The following is a 14,081-nucleotide window of genomic DNA, read 5'->3' as shown; positions in this document are numbered from 1 at the left end:
CATGGCCCGCATTCCCTACGCCCGATTCGACGACGACGCCGTGCGCCCGCTCGCTGAGCGCGGCAGTGTGCTGCACCTCTACCAGATGCTGCTGCACAGCCCGCCGGTGGCGCAGGGCTGGCTCGGCTACCTCACGGCAATCCGCCATCAGTGCTCACTGGACGGTGCGCTGCGCGAACTGGTGATCATGCGCGTCGCGCTGATCAACGGCGCTCCTTACGAAGCCGAGCAGCACGCGCCCATCGCCCGCAAGGAGGGCGTGAGCCAGGCCAAGCTGGATGCACTCGGCCACTGGCAGGACTGCCGTAAGCGTCCGCCCACCCCACCTTGACGACCACGGCCGATGCTGAGTGGGGTCAGGCTGTGGGCGACCGGCGATGCGGCAGCAGTTCCTCGATGCGGCTGGCGGGCTGGGTGGGCAGCCGCTGCAGCACGTCCTTGAGGTAGGTATAGGGGTCAAGCCCGTTGAGACGGGCCGAGTGCAGCAGGCTCATCACGGCCGCGGCGCGTTTGCCTGCCCGCAGGCTGCCGGCGAACAACCAGTTGGATCTGCCCACTGCGATCGGGCGAATCTGGTTCTCGACCCAGTTGTTCGAGATCGGCACCTCGCCATCGCTCATGAAGTGGGTGAGTTCCTTCCAGCGCTTCAAGCTGTAGTCGATCGCCTTGATGGTCGCCGAGCCGGGCGGCACCAGTTGCCGCTGCTCCAGCAGCCATCGGTAGAACACCGCAAGCACCCGTCGTGACTTGCGCAGCCGGATCTCCCGTCGCTCGCTACTGGTGAGTTGCTCCGCCTGACGCTCAATGCGGAACAGGGCTTGGTAGAAGCGCATCGCCTGCTCGCCGACCCGGCTGCCGTGGTTTACCCACAGCTCGTGGAACTTGCGTCGGCTGTGTGCCATGCACTGGGCCGACGTCACCCCCTTGTCCACGCAGGCAGCGTAGCCGCTGATCCCGTCGGTCACGAGCGTGCCCTGCCAGGCATCGGACGTGTCCAGCCGCAGGAAGTCTCGGACGTTCTCGCCGCTGCGTGTCTCGCTGAACTCGAACACGACCGCCTTGACAGGGTTGGTGCTCGGCGTGCAGTACGACCAGATGTAGGCCTTGTGGGTTTTGCCATGGCCAGGCTTGAGCATGGCCACCGGCGTCTCGTCGGCGTGCAGCACCATATGCCGCCGCAACTCGTCGGCCAGGGCCTGCACCAGCGGCTGCAACTGCGCGCCGCATTCGCCGACCCATTGGGCCAATGTCGAGCGCGCGATCACGTGCCCGGCCCGTGCGAACACCGCCTCCTGCCGGTACAGGGGCAGGTGGTCCATGAACTTGGCCACCAGCACGTGGGCCAGCAGGCCGGCTGTGGGCACGCCCTTGTCGATCACCTGTGCCGCCACAGGCGCCTGCACGATGCGCTCGCAGCACTTGCACACCCACTTGCCCCGCACATGGCGCTCGACCGTGAACACGCCCGGCTGATAGTCCAGCTTCTCGGCCACGTCCTCGCCGATGCGCCGCATGGCTTGGCCGCAGCCGCAGCGCGTATGCGCAGGCTCGTGCGGCACGTCGCGCCTGGGCAGGTGGGCGGGTAGTCGTGCGCGCTTGGGTCGTTGCTGATCGTGCCCGTCCTTCGTGTCGCCCTTCTTGCAATGGCGCTGCAGCTCACCGTCGAGCTCGTGGATGTCGGTGTCCAGGGTCTCTTCCAGCAGACTTCGCTGCTCGGGCGAGAGGGCGCTGGCAAAGCGCTCGCTGGTGGCGGCGAACTTCATCCGCTTGAGGATCGCCATCTCGTGCGTGAGCTTGTCGATCAGCGCCTGCTTGAAGGCGATCTCGGCATCACGCTGCTGGACCTGTGCCAGCAGGGACTGCACGGCCTGCCGCGTTTGCGGGTCCAAGGCGTCCAGTTGCTCTGCGCTGATCATGGACGGCCATCGTGGCGCGTCGATGCCCAGCGCACATCGGCACATCCGGCAATTGCCTTGGCGCGCGCTACGCCGTTCAGATCGTGCGAATGATGCCGGCCTCGCCCAGGCGCTGCCACGGCAGGCCGAGCACCAGCGCGTCGAGCTGCACGCGCGTCAGGCTCTGGGTACTCGCGCCATCCAGCGGCCACGCGAAGCGGCCGGCATCGAGCCGCCTGGCCGCCAGCCACACGCCGATGCCGTCGTGCACGAGGACCTTCATGCGGTTGGCGCGGCGGTTGGCAAACAGGTAGGCATGGTGCGGGTGCGCGGCACCAAAGATGCGTACCACGCGGGCCAGCGCCGCTTCTGTGCCCAGCCGCATGTCCAGCGGCTGCACCGCCAGCCAGACCGCATCGACGCGGATCAACCCAGCACCTCGCGCAGCCAGGCGGCGCTGCGCGCGTCCAGCGGCACCTGTGCCTGCACCGTGGTGCCACCACGGCGGATCTCCACGCAGATGCAACCAGGCGCCTGTGGCGGTGCCGACGCCGCGGCGGGACCTGCTTCGTGTGGCAAGGGTAGTTGCACGAATGCCGGCACCGCCGCTGTGTCCTTGTGTGCACCGCTCGGCACACACTCACCAGCTTCCCTCACCCAGCGGCGCAGCATGTTGGCGTTCAGGCCGTTGGCCAGCGCAACGGCCGCCGTCGAGACGCCAGGCTGTCGCGCCAGTTCGATGACTCGTGCCTTGAACTCGGCTGAGTGCCGACGCCAGCTGCGCCCCGCGGCTGCAGGCAGGTCCCCTGCGCTCAAATCTGAAGTGTCCATGTGTCCATGCATATCGCCGTGGACACAAGCATCCAAGTGCGGTCACCAGACTTCAAGGTGACTTCGGCGGACGCATACGGGCTTTCTGCCCGACGATCTTGCCTTTGTTCCAAGGCTCGCGATGAGCATTGCTGCCTGTGGTGCCCATGATGGTCTCCCATCGAGTTGAGGGCCATACAAGATGCGCCGACTGAGCATCGAAGTCCTTGCCCTGCGTCAACACAACCCCATCGCGAACCAGACTGGAGGGCCGCTTTCGGGTCAAGGCAGCTACTCACACTGCCGGCCATAAGCGGCCGATCGCCCTGCGCTCGAAAGTTTGGCCGCGGCGAGCGCCCGAAGGTCAGGTTTGCGGCGACGACTCCGGGCCTCTCATCGGCCCGTCCCGGCCAATAACGGTCGCTGGTGAACGGCCTCTTCCTAGCGTCCGATCGCTACGCGGCTGTGAAGAGACACGCCATGGTTGGGCCGCATGCATCTTCACGTGCGAATGAATCCTTAGGACGTCGCCAATGCAGGGCAAGGTTCTGACCGGCCGCCTGCTCACGCGTCTTTGCCCAATATCTTCTGTCTGGCTTGGTCTCGAATCTCGTCGGCATAGACCACGCCCCACCGCCCGCCGGGGTGGTCCTTCGACGTCAGCAGTCGTTCGTGGAAGCCGCTTCTTCGATACCACTCTTCCTTCTCCGCCCAATCGTCACGGTAGGCCTTGTGCGACAGCATCCCCAAATGCTCCCAGTACCAGGTGCGCCCCCCATGTCGAATGGTGAAGTCTGGCAGCCGATAGTCATCCTTGGACCCCGGCGCGAAGAGTCGTTCTTCATACCTCGGCGACAGGCCGCAGCGCTTGAGCACTTCATACACAATGACTTCGCTCTTGGACCGCATCGGGGTACCGTCCTCCGCCCGATGGATCAGACCTTCAGGGCGAAATCTCTCCGCCAACTCCAACTCGCGTGCCGTGTCGCCGAGTAGCAAGTCGAACATGAAGGTGCTCCGTCGTGCAGTCTCCGAGTACGCTGGGCTGCGCAAGGCATCGAGCACTTCGGTGTCACGCTCCAGCAGCACAATGAGGCGCCGACGGAATCGCGTGAGTGCTGTGTAGAGCAATTCGCGGGTTAGTGTCTGGGCCTTGCGAGGCAACACGAATATCGCGTCATCGAAGTCGCTACCCTGCGCCTTGTGCACGGTGATCGCGTAGGCGAGTTCAAGGCACTCCTTGGCCTCGACTTTCAAGAAGCTGTATCGCGCCTTCGGTTGCGTCGAGAAGACAACTACCGCCCGGTCATCACGATCTTGCTCCCTCTTTTTCCACGTCTCTGTGACGATTCCGATCTCGCCGTTGGCAACGAACCGTAGGCCTTCGCTGTCCTGCGGAAGCCATCGTGACATGTTGATCGTTTGAAGTACCTTGTCGTGGTAGACGATGCCTTGGTCACCTATAGGAGCTGGCCACCGAGAACGCGCATCCATCGCTTTGGCGATCTCTTCGGCGCGGTACTGGGCCTGCAGTACGCGGTTGATCTCGCCAGACCCGAATGCATGGATGCGAGTTGGCGAAAGAACTTGCCATGCCTCCGACTTGCTCCACTGCTCTTGAGTGATCCCCAGCGAACGATCGAATGCCTTCGCATCGCCCTCCGGCACTCCGATCAGCCGAAGCGCTCTTTGGGTGCACTCGAGCAGTTCATCGTGATCGTTCCACGTCAGGAACGTGACATCGCCGAAGGTCCCCGTGCGTGCTGCCTCGGCCGCAATGCGGTCGTCGCCGGGTGCAGCGAGGTCACGGTAGCCGTTGGCCAACTGCAGGCCCGCGCTGACGCTCTCCTTCCCGTCTATAGTCTCCACGCGCATGCAGGTCTCGAGTTCGGCTACGGCGCTGGGATGGTTGATTCGCAGCCATCGAATGATGTCGATGAACGGCCGCCCGGGGCCGATTGGTGGCAGTTGGAAGGGGTCACCCACGAGGATGAGGCGCTCGATGGACTTTGCATCAACTGCGCGGAACAGGGCGGCGAGCAGCTCGATGGAAGGCATCGAGCTCTCGTCTATCACCAGCGTCGTGGCGAAGCGCTTGCCCTTTGTCGGTTCTTCCAGGATCCGAAAGTTCGCGCCCAGCATCCCTGCGTCGTTGAGGATCTGGTGGATCGTATTTGCTTGGCGGCCGGTGCTACCCTGCAAGCGGACGCGCGCCTTGCCCGTGGGGGCAGTGAGGATCAGCGAGCGCGGGCCTTGAATCTCCGTCAACTTGCGCAGGAAGGCCTTCAACACAGATGTCTTTCCGGTGCCGGCGCCGCCCGTGAGGACGCTCAATCGATGCCTGAAGAGCACGTCGAGCGCTGCCGCTTTCTCCTTGATCGCTTCCTGCTGCCGCACGGTCTTCGGCGTTCCGAAGCCGCCCTGATCGACCGGTGCAGTCAGAACCGCAACCCAGTCTGGAGGTTTGACGAGGTCGGGAATCTCACCCACCTGATTCTTAATGACCTGTGCGATCTGGATTTCGCATAGGCGAACGCGCTTGAGCGCTACCAGCTGAATCTCCTCGGACTCTTGGTCGGTGTGACCGTCCGATCCCTTGTCCTCTCGAAGCTCGGCCAGCTCATCGTCCTCAGCTGACGTCTTATCGACGCGTTCCCACGATGCCGGCAGCGGAACAGCTTTCATCCACAGAATTAGCTCGTAAAACCGGCGGTCCTCGCTGCCCCATGCGACCTCGGAATTGACAGCACAACGGCGCTTCTCGGGGTGAAAGGCGCTTGCGCGCGATACAAGAGTGTCAAAGGGTAGAACAGTGTCGCCGGCGTCCGCAGCTCGACGAAGAACAGCGCACATGGTCGCTCGAACGCGCCTGCGGTCGTTGGCGGCCATCCCGGGCTCGCTGCGAAATCGCGCGGCGTTTCCCTCGGGCATCATGCCCTGGTCAATGACCTCAAGGCTTATCGCCGCACTCCGAGCGGTGCCGTGGTCCTGCTCGTAGATGAGGTAAGGGTTCGCGATGAGGTTGTCCACAGAGGCCTCAATGCCGCGATCCTTGCGCGTGCCGGCAACCACGATGTCGGCAAACTGATCCGTCGTGAGTTCGAATCGAATCAAGCTTTCGAGCAATGGATGTGAGGGCGTGAGCTTTCGCCACTCAGCCGCTGCAACCATCAAACCTTCTGAGTACTGTGGCTCGGGTGACTGTCGTCCGTCGAAAATTGCCTTGAGGTGTGCCCACGGACTCTGGCCGGACTCTTCGACGGCACGCAGGACGGTCGCGTGGTACGCGACACCTCGGGTGAACTGAAGGTGATGCAGCAGAGCGCCGATTCCAGGGAATGCTCCTCGCCCGCCCCAGACTTCGTCAAGCGCGCCGCTCAACCAAGAGAGGGCGTCGTCCCAGTTGCCCTCGACGCCGCGTCCTTGGAGCTGGTCGGCTCGAACCTGCTCGAACGCCGATGTCAAGGCAAGGAGCGTTGAGACGGCGTGCCCGTCCGAGAGGTGCTCTGCCACATAGGAGAACGGCAACGTCAGGTCGGCTGGCGGCCGGCAAGCGATTGACTCAGGCGGCAGATTGCGTGCGATGTACTCTTGATACGGAACGCGGACCCCTTCGTCGGGGAAGTTGTGAGTCACACGCCGCGACCACACGGGGAAGCGACCGGGCGTCCGCGTGCTCTTGCCGAAGTAGAGCTGTTCGCCGATCTCTGTGATCCGAGCGACGCCGACAAGCAGGCGGTTTGTTGCGTCGTCAACGGCGTTGCCACGGTTGCAGTAGAAGAAGATGAATGAACTGCCTTCGGTGAGCTTGCTCCAGAAGCGATCGAGCATGGCGCGCTGGCGGTCGTCTTCCTGAATCCACGTTCCGGGCTGCTCACGAGGGGAACTACGCAGGAGCAGGTTCTCCGCCTCACAGATGTCCCGAAAGTTGGCTTCCAGCATCCAACGGTACGGTGTCGGACAGAGGCTTGCGGGCGGCAGTTCCTCGTCCGCCGGCGGCAGAGCTCGCTGGTCAAGCGGATCCTGGTGACGAACGATGTAGCGCCGATCACCGAACGCGTTCGCATCTCGCTGGCACGGTGGAAGGTAGTTCGTGGAGGCCACGAGTGCATCCAGCGCGCATCCGGCGTTCAGATCTTCGATCTCCAGCTTTCGTCCGTCGCGCACGTGCTCGTGCTCCATGCAAGCCGCGTTCGTCGCCGGGCTCCGGCACAGGTGACCGTTCCAGGCGGCGTCATGCCAGGTCAAGCGGGCAGAGAGGTGGGTGGTCAAGGCTCCTCCATTGCGAATCGTTACGGGTTAGGTTACCGCAGCCGCTGGGCCGATATTCATTGATGCGGCACGCGGCACGCGGCGAGGGCGGGCTTCGTCATGCGCATTAAGCCGCCCCTGCTGCGTGCAGGGCCAGCGACGCGCACCGCATCCAACTGTCGGGCCGAAAGAAGATAGAACCGCAGTCGGCTCGAGACAAGGGCCGCCACCCATTTTCTGCCGGCAATGCCGTCAATCGTCTCGACGTGGGCGCGTGGCCTGCCGAGATGCAATGCCTCGTGAGGCGCTGAAGTCTGACCAGCGGCGCGCGAACGGCGCCTTTGCGGCAGCGACCTCAGGGAAGTGTTCGTCTCGTCAGGGTCGAACTGAGCCACTTGCTGTAAACAAGAGCGGTCGGTCGCGCCGGGCCTCAACCGTCGTAGCGGACGGGCGACCGGATTCGGGAATGAAGCAGTCGGTCGACGCCGCCGAGCGTCAGTGACCGGTGCTGGTGCGAGCGGTCATTCAGGCCCCAGGCTGCGACTGACTCAGATCAGTCTGAAACGGCCATCCCACTCTAGGCTTCGCTCCAGCAGGTTGTTCCGATCACCTTCGATAGCCACCATGAGCGGCAACGATCTCTTCACGGTTGCCACTATGCAAACGCCGTCGTCGCCGTCTTCCGAGCGAAGCCCCGCCCTTCCGCACCCTGGTGCCGCACGGTACAGTGACCTCCCGCAGTTCCCGTCCAAGGCCCCGCTGCCTTTCCGCCGCACGATCCGCCGCCACGAACTGCACCAGATCGTTCCCCTGGCCGAGACCACCATCTACGAGATGGAGCAGCGCGGCGAATTCCCCCTACGCTTCCGCCTCACCCCCCGCTGCGTCGTCTGGGACTTAGAAGAAGTCGAGGCCTGGATCGAATCTCGCAAGCAGGACTCGCGATCAGCGAAGCTCCGCACTCCCATTGGCCCCGACGTGAGGCAGCGCCAGTACCGCCCGGTGAGATAAGACCGCCGCACACCGCAAGGGTACACAGCGTCCGCCCTAACGTGTACGCGCCGGCAGAACCTGTATCACCTCGGCAGCGGCAAGACCCATCGCACCTTCTGCACGCGCGCACGGCCGCATCTGGCCACCAGCCGGGCGACTGTCCCCGCCCCCTCCCCTGCTCACGTCTGCACCTGCAGTTGCAGGGGCCGGGCGCGCAGCGCGTCGGCCAGCCGCGCGAGCGCGTCCGCGATCAGCCTTGCGTCCTATGCATAGTCATGCACAGGCAGCCAGGCCAAATCGATACCCACCTAGCGCGCGACGAGGCTGTTGGAGTAGCCGTGCGCCCTCAGCCAGCGGGTGGAAACCAGGCGCGTATCGCCCAGTTCAGCCGTCAGGCGGTTCAGCTTTCCGGGATTCTGATCACTCCTGGTGATCAAAATGCCGCTTTCGTGAACTCTCGCCGAGCTTCCGCGGTTTAAATAAGCCATGAAAAGATCACCTTGAGTGACTTTCAGCAACGAAAGCAAATCGACCGCCGTGCTCCGGCCGCCGGCTCGAAGAGATCGATCGTGTGACCCTCCCCCCTATAACGTCGCACTGAGGACCGGCACCACCACGTTGTCCGGCAGCAGCTTCGGCACATGGGTGCGCCCATCGATCCAGGCATCGACCATGTCCGCCCACTCCTGCAGCATGTGGCGCCGCTGCTCGGCGTACTCGGCCTTGTTGTAGACCGAGCGCGAGGAGCGCCCTTCCTCGTGCGCCAGGCACTTCTCGATCCAGTCCCCGTTGAAGCCCACCTCGTTGAGCAGCGTGGAGCCGGTGCGGCGCAGGTCATGCACCGTGAACGGCTCCAGCGGCAGGCCGGCCGCCTTGGCCCGCTCGACGATGAGCTGGGTCACCCGGTTCAGGGTCGCGTGCGACATGGAGCGCGTGGGCTCGTAGCGCGAGGGCAGCACGAACTTCGATCCGGCCGCACATGTGTGCAGCGCCACGAAGATGTCCAGCGCCTGCCGCGACAGGTAGACGACGTGCGGGTTGCGTCCTTTCATGCGCTGCTTCGGGATCGTCCAGGTGGCATTCTCGAAATCGACCTCGCTCCAGGTCGCCTCGATCAGCTCGCTCTTGCGCACCAGCGTCAGCAGGACCATGCGAAGGGCAAGCCGGATCGTCGGGTACGTGGCGATGGACTCCAACTGATGGAAGGCCAGCCGGATCTCGGTCGGCGACAGCGCCCGGTCCTTCGGCACGAAGGTCGCGATCGACGCCGCGCCCACGTCGTTGGCCGGGTTGTCTACCTTCTCGCCGTGCAGGATGGCGAACGCGTAGACCTGCTTCACGATGTCGCGGACATGGACTGCGGTGGCGGGCGCGCCGCGCGCCTTCACCTTGCCGCACAGCGCGCGCAGGTCATCGGCGCTGATCTCGGTGAGCAGTCGATTCCTGAACGCCGGCAGGATGTCCCGATCGACGATGTGCTTGCGCATCGCCCGGGTGCTGTCGGCCATGCGCGCGTCGGCCATCCAGCGCAGCGTCATGTCGCCGAAGTTCTGGCCAGCGGACAAGCGGCGCTTCTCGCGCTGCTTCTCCATCGCCGGAGACCGGCCCTCGGCGATGGCCCGTTTGGCATCCAGAAGCTTCTCGCGGGCCATGGCCAGCGTGATGCCGGCCGGTCCGTAGCGGCCGATGGTCAGGGTCTCCCGGCGGCCGTTGAGACGGTAATCGTAGCGGAACGCGATAGTGCCAGCCGGCGATACCGTCACATACATGCCGTCACGGTCGGAAGCCTTGTAAGTCAAGGACTTAGGCTTGAGGTTGCGCAGCGCGGTGTCGGTGAGCATCGAGGTTTTCCTCCTGTTCAAGACGGTTTTTACCGTCAAGGGCTAGGAAACCTGTCGATGCCCGGAAACCCGCATGGATACTGAGTTCCGGAGGTGCTTTTTACCGTCAAGACGGAAAAAGCGCCGACCATCAATGAGTGGGTCTGAGACCGGATCGGAAATTGACCGTCAGCTTTACCGCCAACTTATCCTGCTGGCCGGCGATAGGCTCCGATAGCCACCGTGACATACTTCTTTCTAAATCAACACGTTACGATGACCTCTGGATAGCTGACGATAGTCTCCGAAGAACCCGATTTCACTCCCACTCGATCGTCGCCGGCGGCTTGCTCGACACGTCGTAGGTGACGCGGTTGATGCCGCGCACCTCGTTGATGATGCGGCTCGACACCTTCTTGAGCAGCGCGTAGGGCAACTCGGCCCAGTCGGCGGTCATGAAGTCGCTGGTCTGCACGGCACGCAGCGCCACCACATAGTCGTAGGTGCGGCCGTCGCCCATCACGCCCACGCTCTTGACCGGCAGGAAGACGGTGAAGGCCTGGCTGGTGAGGTCGTACCAGGTCTTGCCGGTGGCGTCGTCGCGGAAGTTGCGCAACTCCTCGATGAAGATCGCGTCGGCCCGGCGCAGCAGGTCGGCGTACTCCTTCTTCACCTCGCCCAGGATGCGCACGCCCAGGCCGGGGCCCGGGAAGGGATGGCGGTACACCATCTCGGACGGCAGTCCCAGGGCCACGCCCAATTCGCGCACCTCGTCCTTGAACAGGTCGCGCAGCGGCTCCAGCAGCTTCAGGCCCAACTGTTCGGGCAGCCCGCCCACGTTATGGTGGCTCTTGATGGTGACGGCCTTCTTGCTCTTGGCGCCGCCCGACTCGATCACGTCCGGATAGATGGTGCCCTGGGCCAGGAAGGTCGCGCCCTTGTGTCCGCCGGTGCCGGCCTTGAGCTTGGCGGCCTCGGCCTTAAAAACCTCGACGAACTCGCGGCCGATGATCTTGCGCTTCTGTTCGGGGTCGCTCACGCCCTTCAGGTGCCCCAGGAACTGCTCGCTGGCATCGACATGGATGACGCGCGCATGCAGCTTGCCAGCAAACATCTCCATCACCATCTTGCCTTCGTCCAGGCGCAGCAGGCCGTGATCGACGAACACGCAGGTCAGCTGGTCGCCGATCGCCCGATGGATCAGGGCCGCGGCCACCGACGAATCGACACCGCCCGACAGGCCGAGGATCACCTCTTCGTCGCCGACCTGCTGGCGAATGGCTTCCACCGCCTCGGCGATGTGGTCCTTCATGACCCAGTCGGGCTGGGCCTGGCAGATGCCGAGCACGAAGCGCTCCAGGATCGCCTTGCCCTGCTGGGTGTGCGTGACTTCGGGGTGGAACTGCACCGCGTAGAACTTGCGCGCCTCGTCGGCCATGCCGGCGATGGGGCAGCTGTCGGTGCTGGCCATCAGCTTGAAACCGGGCGGCAGTTCGCTGACCTTGTCGCCATGGCTCATCCAGACGTTGAGCATGCCGTGGCCTTCGTCGGTCGTGAAGTCGGCGATGTCGCGCAGCAGCTCGGTGTGGCCGCGGGCGCGTACCGCCGCGAAGCCGAATTCGCGCTTGTGGCCACCCTCGACCTTGCCGCCCAGCTGGTGTGCCATGGTCTGCATGCCGTAGCAGATGCCCAGCACCGGCACGCCCAGTTCGAAGACGGCCTGGGGTGCCTTGTCGGTGGTCTCTTCGTACACGCTGGCATGGCTGCCCGACAGGATCACGCCCTTGAGCGAACCATCGGCCGCGTATTGGCGCACCCAATCGTCGGTCACGTCGCAGGGATGCACTTCGCTCAGCACATGGGCTTCGCGCACGCGGCGGGCGATCAGCTGCGTGACCTGCGAGCCGAAGTCGAGGATGAGGATCTTGTCGTGTTGCATGGTGGGCTCCGAAAGAAGGGAGATGCGGCCGCGTTGGCGCCGCGTCAGGTCAGGTCGGTGATGACGGGATGGTCCAGCTGAAGGCAGGCGCGGTGCAGCGCAGGCGCCATGGTGACCAGCGGCGCCTTGAGGTCGACGGCCAGCTTGAGGTAGGCCGCATCGTGAGGGCCGAGCTGCATCGACTGCGCCCAGGTCCAGAACTCCAGCGGCGAGATGCGCATGGGCGCCAGGGCCACCGGCAGCCGGCTCAGCAGCCGCAGCACGTGCTGGTGGACGGCCGTCGTGAACCGGCCGGTGGCCAGCGCGCAACCGGTGGCGTGGAGCACATCGAGCGGGAAGGTGGCGGCGCTGGTTGCGCTTTCTTCCTCCGTCATGACGCGGATCAGCGCCTGCGACACGCGATCGCTGCCTTCGGACGGGAAGGCCCAGCGGGTGAAGGCGGAGGCGTCAATGACCAGCATCGTCGTCCTTCGGGTGCCCGGCCGTGGGGGGGTCGCTCTTGACCCATGACCCCGTGCGCGCTGCCTGCGCGGCCTCGTGCTGCTGCCACAGCAGGTCGAAGCCGGCACCCTGCTCTGCCGCCGTCGCGGCCACCTTGGCGCGCAGCGCCTGCAGCTCTGCCACGATGGCCTGTCGACGCGCCTCGATGCTGGGTTGCACCGACTCGGGCTCCTTGATCAGCCGGATCACCCGCTTGCCGTGGCGAGTCAGCACGACTTCCTCTCCGTTCTCGACAGCGCGGATCAGTTCGGAAAGCTGGCTCTTGGCTTGGTGGATCGGGACGGTGTGCATACCGAATCTGGCCCGTCTATGGGGAATTCGGACCATATTCTAACGGAGGAAGAAAAAAGGGCCAGAAAAATCTGGCCCTTTTCAAGATGCAACTGGATCACTCCGCCCGGTAGTTCGGTGCTTCCTTGGTGATTTGCACATCGTGCACATGGCTTTCGCGGATGCCGGCTGCCGTGATTTCCACGAACTCGGCGTTCGACTTCATCTCGTCGATGGTGGCGCAACCGCAGTAGCCCATCGAGGCCCGCAGGCCGCCGGCCATCTGGTAGACGATGGACAGCATCGACCCCTTGTAGGGCACACGGCCTTCGATGCCTTCGGGCACCAGCTTGTCGGCATTGGGGTTGCCCGTGCTCGACTCCTGGAAGTAGCGGTCGGCGCTGCCCTGCTGCATCGCACCGATGGAGCCCATCCCGCGATAGCTCTTGTAGCTGCGGCCCTGGAACAGGATGATCTCGCCCGGCGCCTCTTCGGTGCCGGCAAACATGCCGCCCATCATCACGGTGCTGGCGCCGGCCGCGATGGCCTTGGCGATGTCGCCCGAGTAGCGGATTCCGCCGTCGGCGATCAGCGGAATGCTGTCGCCCAGCGCCGTGGCCACGTTGTCGATGGCCATGATCTGCGGCACGCCCACGCCGGCCACGATGCGCGTGGTACAGATGGAACCCGGGCCGATGCCGACCTTGACCGCATCCGCGCCCGCCTCCGCCAGCGCCTTGGCAGCCGCGCCGGTGGCGATGTTGCCGCCGATCACATCGACCTGCGGATAGTTCTGCTTGACCCAGCGCACGCGCTCGATCACGCCCTTGCTGTGGCCGTGGGCGGTGTCGACCACGATGGCGTCCACGCCGGCCTTGACCAGGGCCTCGACACGTTCCTCGGTGCCTTCGCCCACACCCACCGCCGCGCCCACGCGCAAGCGGCCCGATGCGTCGCGCGCCGCGTTCGGGAAACTGGTCTGCTTGGTGATGTCCTTGACGGTGATCAGGCCCTTGAGCTCGAAGTCGTCGGCCACAACCAGCAGACGTTCGAGCTTGTGCTTGTTCAGCAGTGCCTTGGCCTCGGCGGGCGAGGTGCCCTCGCTCACCGTGATGAGCTTGGCCCGTGGCGTCATGATCTCGGTGACGGGCACGTCGTAGCGGGTCTCGAAGCGCAGGTCACGGCCGGTGACGATGCCGACGACCTTGCCGCCGTCGATCACCGGGAATCCGGAAATGCCCAGCTCTTCCGACAACTGCAGCACCTGCAGCACCGTGTGCTGGGGCGTGATCACGACCGGGTCGCGCAGCACGCCGGATTCGTAACGCTTGACCTTCGCCACCTCGGCCGCCTGCTGCTGGGCCGTGAGGTTCTTGTGCACGATGCCGATGCCGCCTTCCTGGGCGATGGCAATCGCCAGGCGGGCTTCGGTCACGGTGTCCATCGCCGCCGAAACCAGGGGCAGGTTCAGCTCGATGTTGCGGGAAAGGCGGGTCTTGAGGGAGGCGTCCTTGGGCAGGACCTGGGAGAACGCAGGCACCAGCAACACATCGTCGAAGGTGAGCGCTTTGCCGAGAAGGCGCATGGTGAAGCTCCAAAAGA

General features: G+C 64.5%; 10 protein-coding genes and 2 pseudogenes. 2 read left to right on the top strand and 10 right to left on the bottom strand.

Translation table 11 applies throughout. The annotated features are described in order from the left end of the window. Nucleotide 1: 1 nt before the first annotated feature. A pseudogene (locus ABIC63_RS05690) lies at nt 2-298 on the top strand (carboxymuconolactone decarboxylase family protein); the annotation flags it as partial. A 58-nt stretch (nt 299-356) separates the two neighbouring features. Here the strand turns inward: ABIC63_RS05690 and tnpC are convergent. The 4 genes from tnpC to ABIC63_RS05670 form a co-directional block, all read right to left on the bottom strand. Next, the gene (gene tnpC / locus ABIC63_RS05685) at nt 357-1,916 is read right to left on the bottom strand and encodes an IS66 family transposase (RefSeq protein WP_354318999.1); all 1,560 of its coding nucleotides are present in this window, start codon (nt 1,914-1,916) and stop codon (nt 357-359) included. Between the two features lie 76 nt (nt 1,917-1,992). Further along, the gene (gene tnpB, locus ABIC63_RS05680; protein WP_354318998.1) at nt 1,993-2,325 is read right to left on the bottom strand and encodes an IS66 family insertion sequence element accessory protein TnpB; all 333 of its coding nucleotides are present in this window, start codon (nt 2,323-2,325) and stop codon (nt 1,993-1,995) included. Continuing rightward, nucleotides 2,322-2,726, bottom strand: a complete 405-nt coding sequence (tnpA, locus tag ABIC63_RS29895) for an IS66-like element accessory protein TnpA (RefSeq protein ID WP_295919385.1) — start codon at nt 2,724-2,726, stop codon at nt 2,322-2,324. The genes tnpB and tnpA overlap by 4 nt, the downstream gene beginning before the upstream one ends. 543 nt (nt 2,727-3,269) lie before the next feature. After that, nucleotides 3,270-6,977 carry an AAA family ATPase gene (locus ABIC63_RS05670; protein WP_354318997.1) on the bottom strand — a complete coding sequence of 1,236 codons (3,708 nt, stop codon included), beginning with the start codon at nt 6,975-6,977 and terminating at the stop codon, nt 3,270-3,272. Nucleotides 6,978-7,613: 636 nt separating this feature from the next. Between ABIC63_RS05670 and ABIC63_RS05665 the strand changes: the two genes are divergently transcribed. After that, nucleotides 7,614-7,967, top strand: a complete 354-nt coding sequence (locus ABIC63_RS05665; protein WP_354319038.1) for a helix-turn-helix transcriptional regulator — start codon at nt 7,614-7,616, stop codon at nt 7,965-7,967. A 293-nt stretch (nt 7,968-8,260) separates the two neighbouring features. On the opposite strand, the pseudogene ABIC63_RS29890 reads toward ABIC63_RS05665, so the two are convergent. The 6 genes and pseudogenes from ABIC63_RS29890 to guaB all read right to left on the bottom strand — a co-directional run. Further along, a pseudogene (locus tag ABIC63_RS29890) lies at nt 8,261-8,353 on the bottom strand (type IV toxin-antitoxin system AbiEi family antitoxin domain-containing protein); the annotation flags it as partial. A gap of 180 nt (nt 8,354-8,533) precedes the next feature. After that, nucleotides 8,534-9,790, bottom strand: coding sequence for a tyrosine-type recombinase/integrase (locus ABIC63_RS05660; protein WP_354318996.1), 1,257 nt, complete (start codon nt 9,788-9,790; stop codon nt 8,534-8,536). Nucleotides 9,791-10,088: 298 nt separating this feature from the next. Continuing rightward, nucleotides 10,089-11,708 carry a glutamine-hydrolyzing GMP synthase gene (guaA, locus tag ABIC63_RS05655; protein ID WP_354318995.1) on the bottom strand — a complete coding sequence of 540 codons (1,620 nt, stop codon included), beginning with the start codon at nt 11,706-11,708 and terminating at the stop codon, nt 10,089-10,091. Between the two features lie 44 nt (nt 11,709-11,752). Then, the gene (locus ABIC63_RS05650; protein ID WP_354318994.1) at nt 11,753-12,169 is read right to left on the bottom strand and encodes a type II toxin-antitoxin system VapC family toxin; all 417 of its coding nucleotides are present in this window, start codon (nt 12,167-12,169) and stop codon (nt 11,753-11,755) included. Next, a complete protein-coding gene (locus tag ABIC63_RS05645; protein ID WP_354318993.1) occupies nt 12,156-12,500 on the bottom strand; it encodes a type II toxin-antitoxin system Phd/YefM family antitoxin in 345 nt (114 codons plus the stop codon). Before ABIC63_RS05645 ends, ABIC63_RS05650 begins: the two co-directional genes overlap by 14 nt. 97 nt (nt 12,501-12,597) lie before the next feature. Beyond that, the gene (gene guaB / locus ABIC63_RS05640; RefSeq protein ID WP_017760531.1) at nt 12,598-14,064 is read right to left on the bottom strand and encodes an IMP dehydrogenase; all 1,467 of its coding nucleotides are present in this window, start codon (nt 14,062-14,064) and stop codon (nt 12,598-12,600) included. Between the last annotated feature and the right edge of the window lie 17 nt (nt 14,065-14,081).

Origin of the sequence: Pseudacidovorax sp. 1753 (genome assembly GCF_040544975.1) — a bacterium.
In the GTDB taxonomy this organism is placed as follows: Bacteria; Pseudomonadota; Gammaproteobacteria; order Burkholderiales; family Burkholderiaceae_C; genus Xenophilus.
This window is presented reverse-complemented; position numbering and strand designations above follow the sequence as displayed.